The 18,014-nt window shown below is 39.0% G+C and carries 17 protein-coding genes; 6 read left to right on the top strand and 11 right to left on the bottom strand.

Translation table 11 applies throughout. The features are described 5' to 3' along the window. Window positions 1–70: 70 nt before the first annotated feature. The 7 genes from ppiD to rpmH all read right to left on the bottom strand — a co-directional run bounded on the left by ppiD (window position 71) and on the right by rpmH (window position 6,191). On the bottom strand, window positions 71–1,939 hold the full coding sequence (ppiD, locus tag GG9_RS04365) for a peptidylprolyl isomerase (protein ID WP_005631415.1): 1,869 nt from the start codon (window positions 1,937–1,939) through the stop codon (window positions 71–73). Between the two features lie 66 nt (window positions 1,940–2,005). Beyond that, window positions 2,006–2,134 (bottom strand): manganese efflux pump, encoded by a 129-nt coding sequence (locus tag GG9_RS09770; protein ID WP_420167074.1) that lies wholly within the window; start codon window positions 2,132–2,134, stop codon window positions 2,006–2,008. Next, the gene (gene mnmE, locus GG9_RS04370; protein ID WP_005631413.1) at window positions 2,131–3,489 is read right to left on the bottom strand and encodes a tRNA uridine-5-carboxymethylaminomethyl(34) synthesis GTPase MnmE; all 1,359 of its coding nucleotides are present in this window, start codon (window positions 3,487–3,489) and stop codon (window positions 2,131–2,133) included. The genes GG9_RS09770 and mnmE overlap by 4 nt, the downstream gene beginning before the upstream one ends. 343 nt (window positions 3,490–3,832) lie before the next feature. Further along, complete coding sequence (gene yidC / locus GG9_RS04375; RefSeq protein ID WP_005631411.1) at window positions 3,833–5,461, bottom strand: membrane protein insertase YidC; 1,629 nt, start codon at window positions 5,459–5,461, stop codon at window positions 3,833–3,835. Then, entirely contained in the window at window positions 5,461–5,721 is a 261-nt protein-coding gene (gene yidD, locus GG9_RS04380) for a membrane protein insertion efficiency factor YidD (RefSeq protein WP_005631409.1), read from the bottom strand. Before yidD ends, yidC begins: the two co-directional genes overlap by 1 nt. Next, a complete protein-coding gene (rnpA, locus tag GG9_RS04385) occupies window positions 5,685–6,044 on the bottom strand; it encodes a ribonuclease P protein component (RefSeq protein ID WP_032803246.1) in 360 nt (119 codons plus the stop codon). The genes yidD and rnpA overlap by 37 nt, the downstream gene beginning before the upstream one ends. 12 nt (window positions 6,045–6,056) lie before the next feature. Continuing rightward, complete coding sequence (gene rpmH, locus GG9_RS04390; protein ID WP_005539760.1) at window positions 6,057–6,191, bottom strand: 50S ribosomal protein L34; 135 nt, start codon at window positions 6,189–6,191, stop codon at window positions 6,057–6,059. A gap of 255 nt (window positions 6,192–6,446) precedes the next feature. Here rpmH and dnaA point away from each other — a divergent pair, with 255 nt between their 5' ends. The 3 genes from dnaA to recF are packed head-to-tail and all read left to right on the top strand — an operon-like array spanning window position 6,447 to window position 10,005. Beyond that, on the top strand, window positions 6,447–7,811 hold the full coding sequence (gene dnaA / locus GG9_RS04395) for a chromosomal replication initiator protein DnaA (protein WP_005631405.1): 1,365 nt from the start codon (window positions 6,447–6,449) through the stop codon (window positions 7,809–7,811). Window positions 7,812–7,823: 12 nt separating this feature from the next. Then, window positions 7,824–8,924 (top strand): DNA polymerase III subunit beta, encoded by a 1,101-nt coding sequence (gene dnaN, locus GG9_RS04400; protein ID WP_005631401.1) that lies wholly within the window; start codon window positions 7,824–7,826, stop codon window positions 8,922–8,924. A 1-nt stretch (window position 8,925) separates the two neighbouring features. After that, window positions 8,926–10,005, top strand: a complete 1,080-nt coding sequence (gene recF / locus GG9_RS04405) for a DNA replication/repair protein RecF (protein WP_005631398.1) — start codon at window positions 8,926–8,928, stop codon at window positions 10,003–10,005. 41 nt (window positions 10,006–10,046) lie between these two features. Here the strand turns inward: recF and leuD are convergent, their stop codons facing one another. The 4 genes from leuD to leuA all read right to left on the bottom strand — a co-directional run bounded on the left by leuD (window position 10,047) and on the right by leuA (window position 14,942). After that, window positions 10,047–10,649 carry a 3-isopropylmalate dehydratase small subunit gene (leuD, locus tag GG9_RS04410; protein ID WP_005631396.1) on the bottom strand — a complete coding sequence of 201 codons (603 nt, stop codon included), beginning with the start codon at window positions 10,647–10,649 and terminating at the stop codon, window positions 10,047–10,049. Between the two features lie 23 nt (window positions 10,650–10,672). After that, window positions 10,673–12,082 carry a 3-isopropylmalate dehydratase large subunit gene (leuC, locus tag GG9_RS04415; protein WP_005631394.1) on the bottom strand — a complete coding sequence of 470 codons (1,410 nt, stop codon included), beginning with the start codon at window positions 12,080–12,082 and terminating at the stop codon, window positions 10,673–10,675. A 73-nt stretch (window positions 12,083–12,155) separates the two neighbouring features. Beyond that, on the bottom strand, window positions 12,156–13,232 hold the full coding sequence (gene leuB / locus GG9_RS04420) for a 3-isopropylmalate dehydrogenase (RefSeq protein ID WP_005631391.1): 1,077 nt from the start codon (window positions 13,230–13,232) through the stop codon (window positions 12,156–12,158). A 162-nt stretch (window positions 13,233–13,394) separates the two neighbouring features. Then, a complete protein-coding gene (leuA, locus tag GG9_RS04425; RefSeq protein WP_005631390.1) occupies window positions 13,395–14,942 on the bottom strand; it encodes a 2-isopropylmalate synthase in 1,548 nt (515 codons plus the stop codon). Window positions 14,943–15,485: 543 nt separating this feature from the next. Between leuA and dprA the strand changes: the two genes are divergently transcribed. The 3 genes from dprA to GG9_RS04440 are packed head-to-tail and all read left to right on the top strand — an operon-like array spanning window position 15,486 to window position 18,010. Then, on the top strand, window positions 15,486–16,607 hold the full coding sequence (gene dprA / locus GG9_RS04430) for a DNA-processing protein DprA (protein WP_005631389.1): 1,122 nt from the start codon (window positions 15,486–15,488) through the stop codon (window positions 16,605–16,607). Window positions 16,608–16,659: 52 nt separating this feature from the next. Further along, window positions 16,660–17,436, top strand: a complete 777-nt coding sequence (yaaA, locus tag GG9_RS04435) for a peroxide stress protein YaaA (protein ID WP_005631388.1) — start codon at window positions 16,660–16,662, stop codon at window positions 17,434–17,436. Continuing rightward, on the top strand, window positions 17,429–18,010 hold the full coding sequence (locus tag GG9_RS04440; RefSeq protein WP_005631387.1) for a hypothetical protein: 582 nt from the start codon (window positions 17,429–17,431) through the stop codon (window positions 18,008–18,010). The genes yaaA and GG9_RS04440 overlap by 8 nt, the downstream gene beginning before the upstream one ends. Window positions 18,011–18,014 lie beyond the last annotated feature (4 nt).

Raw genomic sequence — 18,014 nt, 5'->3', positions numbered from 1 at the left:
CCCTATAAAAAAGTGCGGTGAATTTACCGCACTTTTTATCAAAATTTATCTGAGATTGCAATTTAATCAATTATTGCTGTGCTTCATCATCTTGATTGATGAAAGAATCATTTACTTCAATTTTTGCTCTCTCACGCAATCCTTGCATTAATTGCACTTGAACTTCAGCTTGACTGGTACGTAATAACTGAGCACTAAATTGGCTTAATTCTTTATCGTTAAGCACGCCGTCTTCTACTTTATTTAAAGCAATAACAACCACATCGCCTTTATCATTACGAGCAACTTGGTAAACCACTTTACCTGATTCTGGTTTAGCAATTGAGAATACACCATTTGTTAAAATTGGATCTTTATTTTCACTTAAAGTAAAAGTTTGCTCACTTGAGAAATTAATTCCATCCACTTTCGATTCAGCATTTTCGCTTAATGCTTTCACCGCTTGTTGTGCTTTTTCGTTAAGAACATTTTCAGCCTTCTGGCGTTTTAAGAACATTTCAATATCTGCTTTCGCATCTTCCAATGTTCTCACACCTTCAGGTTTATGATCTAACACTCGCACTACAATAGCGTGATAATCGCCGACATTCAAAGGCTCTGAATTAGCGCCACCATTGGCAATATCAGATTCAAAAACGGCAGAAACTACATTAGGGAAATTTAATTCTGCAGGTACATTTTGACGAGAAAAATAACCGCTCTCTTGAACTTTAACACCTGCAACTTGTGCAGCGGTATTCAGAGATTTGCTATCTTCAAAAGCCTTATCACGCACTTGCTTTTCAATTGCGTAATAACGATTTTCTAATAAGGATTTACGCACTAAATCTGCAACTTGTGCTTTCACTTCATCTAAAGTTTGAGCTTTACGTTCTTGCACTAAAACAATATGGTAATTGCCATCCACATTGATTGGCTGGCTATATTGCCCTACCTGCAATGCAGCTGCGGCATCTTCAAAGGCTTTTGGTAATTCATTCGCATTTACCCAACCCAAATCACCACCATTCTCACCAGAAACTTTATCTAAAGATTTAGCTTTAGCTACATCAGCGAAATTTGCACCTTTTTGCAATTCATCGTAAGTAGCCTTAGCGTCTTGCTCATTTGCAAATTGAATATGTGCTAAACGCTGAGTCATAAATTGAGCTTTATTATCTTGATAATATTGCGCAATTTCTACATCTTTAACTTCGATACCTTTTTCGATTTGGCTACCTGAGAGATCAATATATTGAACCTTCACTTGTTCTGGCTGAACAAAAGATTTTTGATTAGCTTCGTAATAAGCTTTAATTTCATCATCGGATACCGATTGCTTTGCCATTTCATCAGCAAGAGATAACGTCGCTAAGCGCGCTGAACGTTTTTGGAAGAAAACTTCTGAGGTATTTTTTGCCTGAACAGGCACGATAAACTCACTGTTAGCAACACCACTTTGCATTTGTTCAAGAGTCAATGCGCCACGCAAAATAGCCGCATAACCATCTGAACTTAAACGATTTTGTTGTAATACTTGTTGATAAACACCGTTATCAAATTTGCCATTAACTTGAAAATTAGGATCTGTCACGATTGCTCGTTTAATCATTTCATCACTGACGCCTAATTTTAATTCTTTCGCATATTGACGAAGCAATTCTTGATCAATCATTCGATTGATGGTGCTTTGACGAAGTGCGGTAACAAATTCAGGAGAATCTGACTGAGCCATAAATGCTTCGCCTTCGCGTTGTGCACGAGCCTCAAATTCTTGGTTGTAGCGATTTAAAAAATCCTGTTGCGAAATCACTTCACCATTAACTTTTGCAGCATAAGTATCATTTGAACTAAAAAGATAGCCAGACATCCCCCCGACTAAAAACGATAAAGTAATCAAACCCAAAATAAACTTAGCTGCCTTTGAATTTGATAAATTGTGCATTTTTTCAATTAACATTCTATAACCCTTGTTATAAACATAAAATTTTCCCCGATTATAATCTAAACGTAGAAAATTAGCATCTTAAAAAGTGAAAACACCGTGCTCATAAAGCAGGCTAATACCAATTCCAATCAGCACTATTCCACCAAAAATTTCCGCTTTTGATCTAAATTTTTGCCCAAGAAAATGACCGCACTCTACTCTTGCTATTTTCCAATACAGAAAGAACTAAAAATATTACCTAGCAAGTCATCTGATGTGAATTCACCTGTAATTTCACTCAAGTAAGTTTGAACTAAACGTAATTCTTCCGCTAAAAGCTCTCCTGCGTGAAATTCTGTAAGTTGAACCAAACCGATTTGCAAATGCTCTGCAGCTTTCTCAAGTGCATCTAAATGACGACGACGAGCTAAAAAGCCCCCTTCCATACCAGTTTGAAAGCCCATTGCTTGTTTCAGATGCTCACGTAAAAGTTGTACACCATCATGCGTTTGAGCGGAAAGACGAATTATTTGATAACCGCTCTCTTCGCTTTCACTTGCTTGTTCGCCATTTAAATCTATTTTGTTTCGAACAATAGTGACAGGCAACGTTATGGGTAATTTTGCTAAAAATTCTGACCGCACTTTGCTTAAATCAGCACTTTCAGGATCGCTACTATCTAACATCAAAATGATACGATCGGCTTGTTCAATTTCCGTCCATGCGCGAGAAATGCCAATGCGCTCGACTTCATCGGTTGCATCTCGAAGACCCGCGGTATCAATAATATGCAATGGCATGCCGTCAATATGAATATGCTCACGCAGTACATCACGCGTTGTACCTGCAATATCCGTTACTATAGCTGCTTCGCGGCCAGCAAGCGCATTAAGCAAGCTAGATTTGCCTGCATTTGGGCGACCGGCAATCACCACTTTCATGCCTTCACGTAAAATAGAACCTTGTTTGGCTTCAGAGCGAACATCTTTCAACTGATTAATAATACCGCGTAAGTTTGCTTCAATTTTTCCATCCGCCAAGAAATCAATTTCTTCATCAGGAAAATCAATGCTTGCTTCTACATAGGTGCGTAAGTAAATAACAAAATCAACTAATTCATTTACTTTCTTCGAAAATTCACCTTGCAAAGATTTTAATGCGGAACGTGCTGCCTGTTCTGATGTTGCATCAATTAAATCCGCAATGGCTTCCGCTTGAGCAAGATCCAATTTATCATTCAAAAAAGCTTGTTCAGAAAACTCACCCGGTCTCGCCAAACGGATTCCATCAATTTGTAAAATACGTTTGAGTAATAAATCTAATACAACCTGCCCACCATGACCTTGCAATTCCAATACATCCTCACCAGTAAATGAATTTGGTGATTTGAAGTAAAGGGCAATCCCTTGATCTAAAACAGTGCCATCAGCATCCTTAAAAGGGAGATAATCAGCCATTCTTGGCTTAGGACATTTTCCCAACACCGCTTGTGCAACTTCTGTTGCTAAAGGCCCAGAGACTCTTAAAATCCCAATACCACCACGACCTGGCGCAGTAGCTTGAGCAACGATTGTTTCTTTCATATAAAACCTATTATTGTCTGGGATAGATATCTTTCCTAGGGTAGGTATACCCTAGGTTTATTCCAATACTACCCCTTTGGGGTAGAGTTTAACGTTCCCCAAAGGGGAACTATTATAACTATAATTAACCGTGGGTATACTTACCCACGGTTGATTGCCTAGGGTTATATTATTACCTAGGGTAAGTATACCCTAGGTTCATTGCAGTGCTACCCCTTTGGGGTAACGCCTGACGTTCCCCAAAGGGGAACTATTATTACTATAATTAACCGTGGGTATACTTACCCACGACAGCAAAATAAAGAAAGGCACTATTCGTGCCTTTCTTTTTACCAACTAGTGACTATTTCTTACGGGAATGTAACCCTTTTTTCTCTAACCCTCGATAAATTAATTGCTGTTGTGCAATTGTAATTAAGTTAGAAACTAACCAGTACAACACTAAACCAGCCGGGAACCATAAGAAGAATAACATAAAGACTAATGGCATAAAGTTCATCACTTTTTGCTGCATTGGATCAGCCACTGGTGTTGGCGACATTTTTTGCAACAAGAACATTGAGATACCCATTAAAATAGGGAAAATATAATAAGGATCTTGTGCTGATAAATCTTGAATCCAACCAAAGAATGGAGCATGGCGTAATTCAACTGCTTCCATAAACGTCCAATACAATGCGATGAAGATTGGCATTTGAAGAAGAATTGGCAAACAACCACCAAGTGGATTTACTTTTTCTTCTTTATAAAGTTTCATCATTTCTTGGCTCATACGTTGGCGATCATCACCGAAACGTTCACGCATTTCTTGCATTTTAGGTTGCAACATACGCATTTTAGCCATTGATGTATATTGTGCTTTCGTAAGTGGATACAAAATTGCTTTCACAACGATTGTTACACAGATAATCGCTAAACCCCAATTAGACACAATCCCTTGGATAAAGGTTAATAACCAGAATAACGGTTTCGCAATAAACCAAGCCCAACCGTAATCAACAGTTAAATCTAAGTGATTTGCTACGGTAGCCATCTGATTTTGAAGTTTAGGGCCAGTCCATAATGAACTTGTAATCGTCTCTTGACCACCAGCAGGAATAGTGACAATAGGACCACGATAACCGATGGAAGCGACATTATTTTTAGTATCTGTAATTGTGTAAAGCTGATTATTTACATCTTGATTAGGAATCCAAGCCGATACGAAATAATGCTGCAATACTGCAACCCAACCAGCTTTAGTATCAATAGAAAGATTATTATCCTTCATATCGCCAAAACTATATTTTTTATAGTTAGTTTCTGAAGAAGAATATGCGCCACCAGTATAAGTTGGCATTGCGACATTACCAGAGCTTTCAACAATAGAATGTTTCAATTGACCATAAGGCTCGACTTCAATAGCTTGACTACTTTGGTTATCAATCTTGTAATCCACGCCTAAATCGTAGCTACCACGTTTTAACACAAAGATTTTTTGATAAGTCACACCATCTTTTTCAAAAAGAAGAGGAACTGAAAGAGACGCTTGACCATCAGCTAATTTAAAATTATCACCTTCAATTTGATATTGCGCACGACCAGAACGAGTATCGATACCATTTTTACCAATTAAACCACTTTGTGCAATATACACATGTTCTTTGGTGTCTTTTAATAACTCAAATGGTGTTTTTGAATCCAATTCTGCGTCATATTTTAGTAATTCAGAACTAATTACATCACCGCCTAAAGTATCAACTTTCAAACGGAATACATCGTTTTCAAGGGTAATAATACGACCATGAGTTTGAGAATCTGATACGACTTGTGAATTAGAAGAAGGAGAACTTGCCGGAACATCAGAATTGGCAGTCATTGAAGTTGTTTGCTCAGTTGGCACCTGTGGATTTTTATCCAATTGCCATTGCTGATAAACAAGGAAAGAAATAAAAATTAGCGCTAACACTAATAGGCTACGTCTTGAGTCCATTATTTTTTCTCATCGTTATTATTGATTTTAGGTGGAACAGGATCGAATCCACCAGCGTTCAAGGGGTGACATTTTAATACACGTTTTAGAGTAAGCCAACTACCTTTTAACAATCCATGTGTTTTTAACGCTTCAATGCCATAGCAAGAACAAGTAGGCACAAACCGACAACGCGGTCCGATAAGAGGACTAATAACAAGTTGATAGAAACGAATAAATCCAATTAAGATTTTTGCACCAAACGAATGTGTCGTTGCCATAATTTTTCTAAGATTTGCACAAAAGAGCTATTATCAAGCTTACCAATACCCCCTTTTGCAACAAAAACAAAATCACATGCTGGTAAACGATGTTGCGATAAACGAAAACTTTCTCGTACTAAGCGTTTAATACGATTACGATCATGAGCTCGTTTTAAATGTTTTTTAGCCACAGTCAAACCTAAGCGAGGATGCTCAAGATTATTTTTTCTGGCAAGGATAGTTATTTCTGGAGTGCTAGCTCTGAACGGTTGTTCGAAGACATTTTTGAATTGAACGGGAGTTAACAAACGTAACTCCCTTGAAAAGTTCAGCTTAACCACTAAGAACGGTGATTATGCAGATAAACTTTTACGACCTTTAGCACGACGACGCGCTAAAACTTGACGGCCATTTTTAGTTGCCATACGAGCACGGAAACCGTGAGTACGACTACGTTTTAATACAGAAGGTTGAAATGTACGTTTCATTGTAATCTACCTAAATCCAGATTATGAGTTAATAAAAATAGAGCGCAATTTTAATCATAAAATACGCGTTCGTCAAATAAGAAACGGAAATTTTTCGGGAAAAACTCTCGAACTTCCAAAATCGGGGGGATTATACGGGTTTTTGTATAAATCTCAAGCCGATTTTTTAGAAGATTTTTCCACGCATTTATTGTAAAATCTCCGCCAATTTTTACCGCACTTTTCTCTAATTACAAAAACAACAAGGATCCTTTTGTGAATCTCTCAAATCTTTGGCAAAGTTGCCTGTTACAACTTCAAGATCAAGTTTCAGCCAGCGATCTTAGCACTTGGCTTCGTCCTTTACAGGCTGATATGGTGGCGGATAACCACATTGTTTTATATGCTTCTAATATGTTTGTGAAAGGTTGGGTGGAAACTCATTATCTCGCACAAATCCAGCAAATTTGTCAAACACTTGCACAAAATCCTGAACTGCGCATTTCTTTAAAAGAAGGGGTCAAACCAGCACCTAAAGTAGTGGAGAGTGCACCAAGTGACAATCCTAAAAAAGAAAGTGCGGTAGATTTTCAAGCTGAATCTAGTGCTTCAGTAAAATTTGAATCTCATCTCAATACTAAACACTTATTTGATAACTTTGTTGAAGGTAAATCGAACCAACTCGCACGCGCAGTCGGTCAAAAACTTGCTCAAGCTCCAGGCGAACCTTCGGCCAATCCTTTCTTTTTATATGGTGGTACAGGTTTAGGTAAAACCCACTTATTACACGCAATTGGCAATGGCATTTTAGCCAATAAACCGAATGCGCGCGTGCTTTACATTCACGCAAATAACTTTATGCAACATATGGTAAAAGCAGTGCGTGACAATAAAATGGATCAGTTCAAAAAATTCTATCGTTCTCTCGATGCGCTTTTAGTGGATGATATTCAATTTTTCGCTGAAAAAGAAAAAACCCAAGAAGAATTCTTCCATATATTCAATAACTTATTTGAAACGGGTCGCCAAATTATCTTAACGTCAGATCGTTATCCTAAAGAAATTGAAAAAATTGAAGAACGTTTAAAATCACGTTTTGGCTGGGGCTTAACAACAGCTATTGAGCCGCCCGATCTTGAAACTCGCGTAGCGATTTTATTGAAAAAGGCGGAAGAGCATAATATGAACTTGCCAGAAGAAGTCGCTTTCTTCATTGCTCAACGCTTGCGTACCAACGTGCGTGAACTCGAAGGGGCATTAAATCGAGTGAAAGCAATGCAAGACTTCAAAGGAGGTGACATTGATATTGATTTCGTGCGTGATACCTTGAAAGATATTTTGGCTCTGCAAGAACGCTTGGTTACCATTGAAAATATTCAAAAAGTAGTAGCTGAATATTATCGAATTAAGGTTTCAGATTTAAAATCAAAAAGTCGAGCGCGCTCAGTGACTCGTCCTCGCCAAATTGCAATGGCGTTAGCAAAAGAACTCACAAATCGCAGTTTGCCTGAAATCGGTCGTGCATTTGACCGTGATCACACGACCGTATTAAACGCTTGTCGCGAAGTCCCAAAATTCCGCGAACAAGACAATAGTATTCAAGAAGATTGGGCGAATTTAATCCGCACTTTGTCCGCATAAAAGGAGAACGCAATGCAATTTAGTATTTCAAGAGAAAATTTATTAAAACCGTTGCAACAAGTATGTGGCGTATTGAGTAGTCGTCCAAACATTCCTGTATTAAACAACGTGTTGTTGCAAATTGAAGATAATCAATTGACTATCACAGGTACAGATTTGGAAGTCGAATTATCGAGTCAAACTCAGCTTTCATCGTCTTCTGAAAATGGCACCTTCACGATTCCAGCAAAAAAATTCTTAGATATTTGCCGCACTTTATCTGATGATTCGGAAATCACGGTTACTTTTGAGGAAGACCGTGCGTTAGTACAATCTGGGCGTAGCCGTTTTACACTTACAACTCAACCTGCAGAAGAATATCCAAACCTCACGGACTGGCAGTCTGAAGTAGATTTTGAACTACCGCAAAATACCTTGCGCCGTTTAATTGAAGCCACTCAATTTTCCATGGCAAACCAAGATGCGCGCTATTTCTTAAATGGCATGAAATTTGAAACAGAAGGCAATTTATTGCGTACTGTGGCGACAGATGGCCATAGACTTGCGGTATGCACCATCTCGCTTGAACAAGAATTACAAAATCATTCGGTGATTCTACCGCGTAAAGGCGTGTTAGAACTTGTTCGTTTATTAGAAACAAGCGATGAGCCTGCACGTTTACAAATCGGTACCAACAATTTACGTATCCATTTAAAAAACATTGTATTTACATCAAAATTAATTGATGGTCGTTTCCCTGACTATCGCCGAGTGTTGCCTCGTAATGCAACGAAAATTGTCGAAGGCAGCTGGGAAATTCTTAAACAAGCCTTTGTTCGCGCATCAATTTTATCGAATGAGCGTGTGCGTAGCGTGCGTTTAAACTTAAGCGAAAACCAACTAAAAATTACCGCCTCCAACACCGAACATGAAGAAGCGGAAGAAATCGTGGATGTCAATTACAATGGCGAAGAATTAGAAGTCGGCTTTAATGTCACCTATATTCTTGATGTTTTAAATGCGCTTAAATGTAATCAAGTTCGCATGCGTCTAACTGATGCCTCTTCTAGTTGCTTAATCGAAAACTGCGAAGACAGCAGTAGCGAATATGTAATTATGCCAATGCGTTTATAATATGGCGATTTCGCGTTTATTGGTCGAAAAATTTCGTAACTTAACAGCCGTGGATCTTGATTTTGATCCCGGCTTTAACTTTTTGGTCGGCAACAATGGCAGCGGAAAAACGAGCTTATTAGAAGCTATTTTTTATCTTGGTCACGGACGCTCATTCAAAAGTGCGGTAACAAATCGCATCATTTCTTACGACGAACCTCACTTTACCCTATTTGGACAAATCCAAGAAAGCCAACATCAATGGTCAGTGGGATTACAAAAACTTCGTCAAGGCAACACGTTAGTAAAAATTAACGGTGAAGATGGCAATAAAATTTCCGATCTTGCTCATCTTTTACCAATGCAATTAATCACCCCAGAAGGCTTAACCTTACTGAATGGTGGGCCAAGTTATCGTCGAGCATTTTTGGATTGGGGACTTTTTCACCATCAAACAAGTTTTTATGCTGCCTGGAGCAACCTTAATCGATTACTCAAACAAAGAAATGCAGCGCTTGCACAAAATCAGACCTACTCCGCTATTAAAGTTTGGGATGTCGAGCTTGCCAAACTCGCTCATCAAGTGAGTCAATGGCGTGCTGAATATGCAGAAGCACTACGCCCTGAAATCGAGCAAACTTGCCAACTTTTCCTCCCTGAATTAGAAATTAATGTCAGCTTTCATCAAGGATGGGAAAAAAATACAGATTACGCAGAGGTTCTTGAGCAAAATTTTGAACGAGATCGTGCCTTAAATTACACATTTTCTGGACCTCAAAAAGCTGATTTTCGTTTCAAAGCACAGGGATTGCCGGTGGAAGATGTGCTTTCTCGTGGACAGCTTAAACTTTTAATGTGCGCATTGAGACTGGCTCAAGGCGAGCATTTAATGAAAGAAAAGCAACGCCATTGTATTTTTTTGATCGATGATTTTGCATCGGAATTGGATCAATATAAACGAGCATTGTTGGCAGAACGATTACAACAAAGTGGCTCACAAGTGTTTGTTACCGCCATTACTCAAGAACAATTAAAAGAGATGCAAGTCGAAAACAGAAAAATGTTTTCAGTCGATAATGGAATCATTAAAACGTTAGATTAGATCAAAAGTACGGTGAAAAATCACCGCACTTTTATCATTTTTTAACGCAAGAACGCTGGGATGTTTTTCTCGTATTCTGAGATTTTGTCTTCGTGCTGTAGAGTTAAGCCGATATTGTCCAATCCGTTTAACAAACAATGACGGCGAAATTCATCCAGTTCAAAGTGATAAACTTTATCCCCTACAGTGACCGTCATCGCTTCTAAATCTACATGGATTTGTTTGCCATCATTTGCCCACACCCATTGGAAGATTTCTTCCACTTCTTCTTCGCTTAAACGAATCGGTAACATATGATTATTTAAGCTGTTGTTATAGAAAATATCTGCAAAACTTGGAGCGATCATCACTTTAAAACCATAATCGGCTAATGCCCAAGGGGCATGTTCACGAGAAGAACCACAGCCTAAATTTTTACGCGCCAACAAAATCGTCGCACCTTGATATTGCGGAAAATTTAAGACAAATTCTGGATTTGGCTTGGTGCCGTCCACATCAAGATAACGCCATTCGTGGAATAAATGTTTGCCGAAACCTACGCGGGTAATGGCTTGTAAAAATTGTTTTGGGATAATCGCATCGGTATCTACATTCGCCGCATCCAATGGTACGACTAAGCCTGAAAGTTGTTTAAATCCTGCCATTTTTCTTTTCCTCTTATTGAGCCTTAATTTAATGCCACTTCACGAATATCAACAAATTTACCGAACATTCCTGCCGCCGCTGCCATTGCAGGACTTACTAAATGGGTACGCCCATTACGACCTTGACGCCCCTCAAAGTTACGGTTAGATGTAGAAGCACAGCGTTCCCATTCGCCTAAACGGTCATCATTCATTCCTAAACACATTGAACAACCTGGATTACGCCATTCTGCACCTGCGGCAATAAAGATTTTATCCAAGCCCTCTTTTTCCGCTTGTTCTTTTACTAAACCAGAACCTGGTACCACTAAAATACGTTTTACGTTATCCGCTTTTTTACGACCTTTCATCACTGCCGCTGCTGCGCGTAAATCTTCAATACGTGAGTTGGTGCAAGATCCAATAAACACTTGATCAACTTTAACCTCTTTTAAATTAGTACCAGCTTCCAAGCCAATATAATGTAAGGCTTTTTCCGCCGAAGCACGTTGTACAGGATCTGCCATTTCTTGCGGATTTGGTATGGTTTCATTCACAGAAATTACCTGCCCTGGGTTTGTCCCCCAAGTGACTTGTGGTGCGATGTCTTTTGCTTCTAGCGTTACCACAGTGTCAAATTGTGCATCATCGTCAGATTTTAAGGTTTTCCAATAAGCAACGGCATCATCCCAATCTTTACCTTTCGGTGCATGTGGACGATCTTTCAAATATGCAAATGTGGTTTCATCTGGTGCAATCAAGCCTGCTTTCGCGCCCATTTCAATTGCCATATTACAGACGGTCATACGACCCTCCATAGAAAGGTCTCGGATCGCTTCTCCACAAAATTCCACAACGTGTCCTGTTCCGCCTGCCATCGTGGTTTTACCGATAATGGCAAGAATAATATCTTTTGCCGTAATACCTGATGCGACTTTACCACGCACTTCAATTTTCATACTTTTTGCTCGAGCCTGTTTTAAAGTTTGGGTGGCTAATACGTGTTCTACTTCAGAAGTACCAATACCAAATGCTAAAGCACCGAATGCACCGTGAGTAGCTGTGTGGGAGTCACCGCAGACGATTGTCATACCAGGTAAAGTTAAGCCTTGCTCAGGCCCCATCACATGTACGATTCCCTGCTCTTTCGTTGTCATATCAAATAATTTGATACCCGTCGCCTTGGTATTTTTATCCAGTTCTAACACTTGAATTTTGGCTTGACCTTCAAGTTTATTGACATCGCGTACTTGAGTAGAAATGCTGTGATCCATTGTGCCGAAAGTTTTGTTTACTTGACGTACTTGGCGATTTGCGACGCGTAACCCATCAAAGGCCTGCGGGCTGGTTACTTCGTGAATCAAATGACGGTTGATATACAAAATCGGCGTTTCGCCCTCTGCTTCATACACAATGTGTGAATCAAATAATTTTTCGTAAAGTGTTTTTGCCATAATATTTTTCTCTATTCGTTAAGGAAAGTGCGGTTAAAATTCGACGTGTTTTTCAACCGCACTTTAATTAGTATTAAATTGCTTGTGCAATCAATGTACCCATTTCTGCCGTTGAAACTGGTGTAGAATCATCTGCTAAATCGGCGGTGCGATGTCCATTTGCCAAGACTTTTTGAACCGCATTTTCAATGGCATCTGCTGCTTCGTTTAAGTTGAAGCTGTAACGCAACATCATCGCGGCAGAAAGAATTTGTGCGATTGGGTTGGCAATGCCTTTGCCTGCAATATCAGGGGCAGAACCACCAGCAGGCTCGTATAAACCAAAACCCTCTTCATTTAAGCTGGCAGATGGCAACATTCCCATAGAACCCGTGATCATCGCTGCTTCGTCAGAAATAATATCGCCGAAAATGTTAGAACAAAGCAAAACATCAAAAGATTCTGGTGCTTTGATTAATTGCATTGTGGCATTGTCGATATAAATGTGTTCTAAAGTGACTTCAGGGTAGTTTTTAGCCACTTCAGTTACGGTTTCACGCCATAAGATTGAAGCTTGTAATACGTTAGCTTTATCCACTGAAGTCACGTGTTTACGACGTTTCATTGCTGCATCAAAAGCCGCATGTGCAATGCGTTCGATTTCATATTTATAATACACTTCCGTATCAAATGCTTTGGTTTGTGCGCCTTCGCCTTCACGACCTTTTGGCTGACCGAAATAAATCCCACCCGTTAATTCACGAACCACCACCATATCAAAGCCTTTTGCAGCAATATCTGCACGTAATGGGCAGAACTTTTCCAAGCCTTTATAAAGGGTTGCAGGACGAAGATTACAGAATAATTTGAAATGTTTACGCAAAGGCAATAATGCACCGCGTTCCGGTTGTTGATCGGGCGGTAAATTTGTCCATTTAGGGCCGCCTACAGACCCAAACAAAATCGCATCAGCCTCATCACAACCTTTTAAAGTTTCTGCTGGTAATGGGCAACCACAATGATCAATGGCAGCACCACCGACAAAAAACTCATTGAAGTTAAGTTTAAAACCAAATTTTTCTTGGACTTTGTTTAATACTTTAATGGCTTCAGCCATTACTTCGGGACCAATACCGTCTCCTGGTAGAACAGCGATGTTGTATAATTGCATATTGTTTTCCTATTTCAGTCACACTAAAGTGCGGTTAATTTTCTCTCATCTTTTGTGAAGAGGGTCTGGAGGAGATTTTAACGATATAAAATTCACCACTGAGGTTGATGTTACTTCTGCCAAATCTCCCCTAACCCCTCTTTGCTAAAGAGGGGGATTGGGTTAGTGATGTTTGTGGCTTTTAATGTCTGCCACTTTATGCGCTCGATAAATCGCATTAATCGCATGAACTAAAGCAAGTGCGGAAGATTCAACAATGTCTGTTGCTAAACCAACGCCGTGAAATTTACGCCCTTTGTGTTCCACCACAATATCCACTTGCCCTAATGCTTCTGCACCCTCGCCTTTCGCGGTTAAGTTATAGTGAGACATTTTGATTTCTAAGCCTGTTAAATTTAAGATGGCGTTATAAACCGCATCTACTGGGCCATTACCGCCAATTGAAGACGTACTTAATTTTTCGCCATCTAATTTCAATTGCACAAAGGCTGTGGCTGGATATTCTTTCGTTGAATGCGCAGAAAGTTTATCTAATACCAAACGATCTTCATCCCCTTGTTGCATATCGATAAATGCCAAGGCTTCCAAGTCATAATCGAACACTTGACCTTTTTTATCCGCCAATTTTAAGAACGCGTCATACAATTTATCCAAATCATAATCTTGTTCGTTATACCCCATATCCGTCATATGACCTTTCACAGCGGCTCGACCTGAACGTGCAGTTAAATTCAATTTTTCTTTTTTCAAGCCAATGGTTTCTGGAGACATAATTTCGTAGGTATTTTTGTTTTTCAACATACCATCTTGATGGATACCAGAAGAATGGGCAAAAGCATTTGAGCCTACGATGGCTTTATTCGGTTGAATTGGCATATTGCAAAGCTGGCTAACCATTTGACTTACGCGATGAATTTCTTGGGTATTAATACGAGTATCCACGCCCATAAAATCCTGACGCACTTTCATTGCCATAACCACTTCTTCAAGGGAAGTATTGCCCGCACGTTCGCCAATTCCATTAATAGTACATTCAATTTGGCGTGCACCATTTTGTACAGCGGTTAAAGAATTAGCGGTTGCCATACCTAAGTCATTGTGGCAATGCACAGAAATCACAGCTTTGTCGATATTCGGCACGCGATTACGCACTTGAGCAATAATATTGCCGTATTCATTTGGTAAGCAAAAACCAACGGTATCTGGAATATTAACCGTAGTTGCACCGGCATTGATTGCGGCTTCAACAATACGACAGATATTGTCAATGCCTGTACGGCCTGCATCTTCGCAAGAGAACTCAACATCATCCGTATAATTACGTGCGCGTTTCACTGCTGCAACAGCCATTCCTACTACATCATCAAAAGAACGTTTTAATTTCGCTTCAACGTGTAATGCCGAGCTTGCAATAAAAGTATGAATACGGAATGCTTCAGCAACTTTCAATGCTTGGTATGCGGCATCAATATCTTTATCTACGGCTCGAGATAATGCGGCAACACTAGCGTTTTTGATATGGCGTGCAATGGTTTGTACCGATTCAAAATCCCCTTGAGAAGAAACAGGGAACCCCACTTCCATTACATCCACACCTAAGCGTTCAAGTGCTAAAGCGATCTGTAATTTTTCTTTTACCGTCAAACTTGCTTTTAACGCCTGTTCCCCATCACGCAAAGTCGTATCAAAAATAATAACGCGATCTGTCATAACAATTTCCTTACTAAAAGTCCTTCTTAAATCACTCCAAAAGTGCGGTGCGTTTTTCCTGTATTTTTTAGACAAAAAACCCGCGACTTATAAAGTGCGGGTTTAAAATTGGGTATTTACATCTGACTGTTTTTTATCCACAACTTAGCCGCACACAAAATGTGAGAGCAGCAGGTTGAGAGATAAAGAAAAAATATGAGACATAAATAAAAATCCTTCTGTGTAAAACGTTTTCCATATTACGAATAAAAAACTGGCTGTCAAACTATTTTTTGGCATTTTATATTCAAAATAAACCTACTTACACTTTATCAAATATATATTTAACTAATAAATTTAATAAAATTAGCATATTTAACCAACACTATCTTAATCAACAAATTTTTCTTATTGGATTTTTTATATTTTCAAAATAAGAAAAATTTTGCAATTTTTTATTCATTAAAAAGAATTTTTGCGATCTGCATCGCAAAATGCTTTTAAATTAATCGTTTCTCTCCCTCGTTTTTTCCATACTAGGCTTTCAAATAAAAAGGAAAAAATATGAATGACATTACCTACACATTACTCCGCCTAATGCAAGTCCCTAAACTTGGCGGAGTGGGCATTGATAAAATTTTATCCAATATTACGCTAGATGAGTTGCTCAATTATGATGATGTTGCTTTCCGACAAATGGGATGGGGCGCCATTCAAATTCGTCGTTGGTTCAAGCCTGAAGCAAAATTTATTGAGCCTGCGCTAGAGTGGTCTCAAAAAGAGGGGAATCATTTGATAAATTCTTTTTCCCCCTTTTATCCCTTTCTATTGAAACAGATAGCAAGCTTTCCTCCTCTATTATTTGTAAAAGGAAATTTGACCGCACTTTCACAACGTCAAATTGCGATGGTGGGAAGTCGCTACTACACGGCTTATGGTGAATATTGGGCTAAATATTTTGCTACGGAACTTTCATTGGCTGGCTTTACGATTACCAGTGGACTCGCATTGGGAATAGATGGGCATTGCCATCAAGCAGTTGTTGATATTCAAGGACAAACCATAGCGGTTTTGGGAAGCGGATTGGAACAAATTTATCCCGTAAAGCATCGCAAACTTTCAGAACTTATTTTACAAAACAACGGTACATTAGTTTCTGAGTTTTTACCAAACCAAGCACCTATTGCGACAAATTTCCCTCGTCGTAATAGAATTATTAGCGGGCTTTCAGTCGGGACATTAGTGGTGGAAGCCACAGAAAAAAGCGGCTCTCTGATTACCGCTAGGTATGCTTTGGAACAGAACCGAGAGGTTTTTGCTGTGCCAGGCAATATTCAAAGTGAATTTAGCCAAGGTTGTAATCGCCTCATCAAACAAGGCGCAATGTTGGTGGAAAATGCAAAGGATATTTTGGAAACTCTCTACCAACATTCTATCCATAGCCAAACTGAAATCGATTTTGACCAGATCGCTGTGCCTAATTACACGCCTCCACCCGATCCTCGGCGATTAGTAGAAGCACCAAGTCACCCGAAACTTTACTCGCGTATCGGTTACACGCCTGTGAGCATTGATGATTTAGCTAAAGAATTTAACTTGAGTGTCGATGTTTTACTTGTTCAGCTGCTCGATCTTGAATTGCAAGATCTCATCATGAGTGAAAATGGGCTATATAAACGCGTTTAGTGTAAATTTTTATGCTAATATACGCCCATTCTTTTTTCATAAAAGGACGATTATGTTAGCCATTATCTCCCCTGCAAAAACCCTTGACTTTGAAAGTGCGGTAAAAAATTTTCCTGTTTCTCAACCGCACTTTACTGATTACAGCGAACAACTTATTGAAGTTTGTCGTAAACTTTCTCCGCAAGATCTTTCATCTCTTATGTCTATCAGCGATAAGTTAGCCGGTCTAAATGCCGCACGCTTTGCAGAATGGACAAAAATTCACAATGAAAACAATTCCCGCGCTGCATTATTTGCATTTAAGGGGGATGTTTATACAGGCCTAGATGCTGATTCCCTTTCGGAAGATGATGTCATTTTTGCGCAATCCCATTTACGTATGCTGTCTGGGCTTTATGGGCTTTTAAAACCACTTGATTTAATGCAACCTTACCGATTAGAAATGGGCACAAAATTAGCCAATCCGAAAGGAAAAGATCTGTATGCCTTTTGGGGAAATGTGATCACGCAAGCGGTTCAACAAGCTATTGATGAACAAGGCGATAATGTATTAGTCAATCTAGCCTCTGATGAATATTATAAATCGGTTAAAGAAAACCAACTTAAAGCCAAGATAATCAAGCCAGTTTTCTTAGATAATAAAAATGGCAAATATAAAGTAATTAGCTTTTATGCGAAAAAAGCTCGAGGCTTAATGTGCCGTTATCTTATTCAAAATCGTTTAACCGACATTGAACAATTAAAAGAATTTGATTTAGGTGGTTATTGGTTTGATTCAGCATCATCAACTGAAACCGAATTTGTATTTAAGCGAGATATCAATGAATAAAATTTTTGTTATATTGACCGCACTTATACTCTCTGGCTGTGCAACTAAACTGACTCAATTAAATGTTCCTACACAGTTAGAGCACAACGGTAAAAATTATGCCCTTACCAGCAGCCAAGATTTAGAAACCATTGCTCGCTATGTTTATATCGCTAAGCCAGATACGCTAGAAAATTGGCAATCTGAAATTGAAATTCTCTTTGATCGCAATCAACCAGCGCGTTCAATTAAAGAGCGGATCGCATTAAGAGAACGTATTTATCGTAATACAGGCGTAAAAGATTTCCATTTCGATGCTATTCCAGAAAATTCGATGAATCCACAGGAATTAAATGGATATGTCATCTATTCGCCAACAAAGGACAATCCATCTTGGCAAGTCAATGTGATGAAAGGACGACAATTACCACAATGTGGCTTTGTTCAGTATCAATATTCACAAAAAGTACAGCAACCAACACTTTCTAAACATTTATCCATCGATAAAGTGCAACAACATTTGCAAAAATACGTTGTGGATATAGAAAGAAAGCACTTACAAGATTTGAAGTGGCAACTGTTTTGTCAAAAATAATGTA

Source organism: Haemophilus haemolyticus M19501, from assembly GCF_000222025.1.
GTDB classification, from domain to species: domain Bacteria; phylum Pseudomonadota; class Gammaproteobacteria; order Enterobacterales; family Pasteurellaceae; genus Haemophilus; species Haemophilus haemolyticus_G.
Note: the sequence above shows the minus strand (reverse complement) of the source record. Positions and strands in the feature narration are given on the sequence as shown.

Bases quoted from the DNA above. Each gene is read 5' to 3' on its own strand.
- yidC (WP_005631411.1), bottom strand. From the start codon at position 5,461: ATGGACTCAAGACGTAGCCTATTAGTGTTAGCGCTAATTTTTATTTCT.
- rpmH (WP_005539760.1), bottom strand. From the start codon at position 6,191: ATGAAACGTACATTTCAACCTTCTGTATTAAAACGTAGTCGTACTCAC.
- ppiD (WP_005631415.1), bottom strand. From the start codon at position 1,939: ATGTTAATTGAAAAAATGCACAATTTATCAAATTCAAAGGCAGCTAAG.
- leuB (WP_005631391.1), bottom strand. From the start codon at position 13,232: ATGCAATTATACAACATCGCTGTTCTACCAGGAGACGGTATTGGTCCC.
- yaaA (WP_005631388.1), top strand. From the start codon at position 16,660: ATGTTAGCCATTATCTCCCCTGCAAAAACCCTTGACTTTGAAAGTGCG.
- GG9_RS04440 (WP_005631387.1), top strand. From the start codon at position 17,429: ATGAATAAAATTTTTGTTATATTGACCGCACTTATACTCTCTGGCTGT.
- leuC (WP_005631394.1), bottom strand. From the start codon at position 12,082: ATGGCAAAAACACTTTACGAAAAATTATTTGATTCACACATTGTGTAT.
- dnaN (WP_005631401.1), top strand. From the start codon at position 7,824: ATGCAATTTAGTATTTCAAGAGAAAATTTATTAAAACCGTTGCAACAA.
- leuD (WP_005631396.1), bottom strand. From the start codon at position 10,649: ATGGCAGGATTTAAACAACTTTCAGGCTTAGTCGTACCATTGGATGCG.
- dprA (WP_005631389.1), top strand. From the start codon at position 15,486: ATGAATGACATTACCTACACATTACTCCGCCTAATGCAAGTCCCTAAA.
- recF (WP_005631398.1), top strand. From the start codon at position 8,926: ATGGCGATTTCGCGTTTATTGGTCGAAAAATTTCGTAACTTAACAGCC.
- yidD (WP_005631409.1), bottom strand. From the start codon at position 5,721: ATGGCAACGACACATTCGTTTGGTGCAAAAATCTTAATTGGATTTATT.
- mnmE (WP_005631413.1), bottom strand. From the start codon at position 3,489: ATGAAAGAAACAATCGTTGCTCAAGCTACTGCGCCAGGTCGTGGTGGT.
- leuA (WP_005631390.1), bottom strand. From the start codon at position 14,942: ATGACAGATCGCGTTATTATTTTTGATACGACTTTGCGTGATGGGGAA.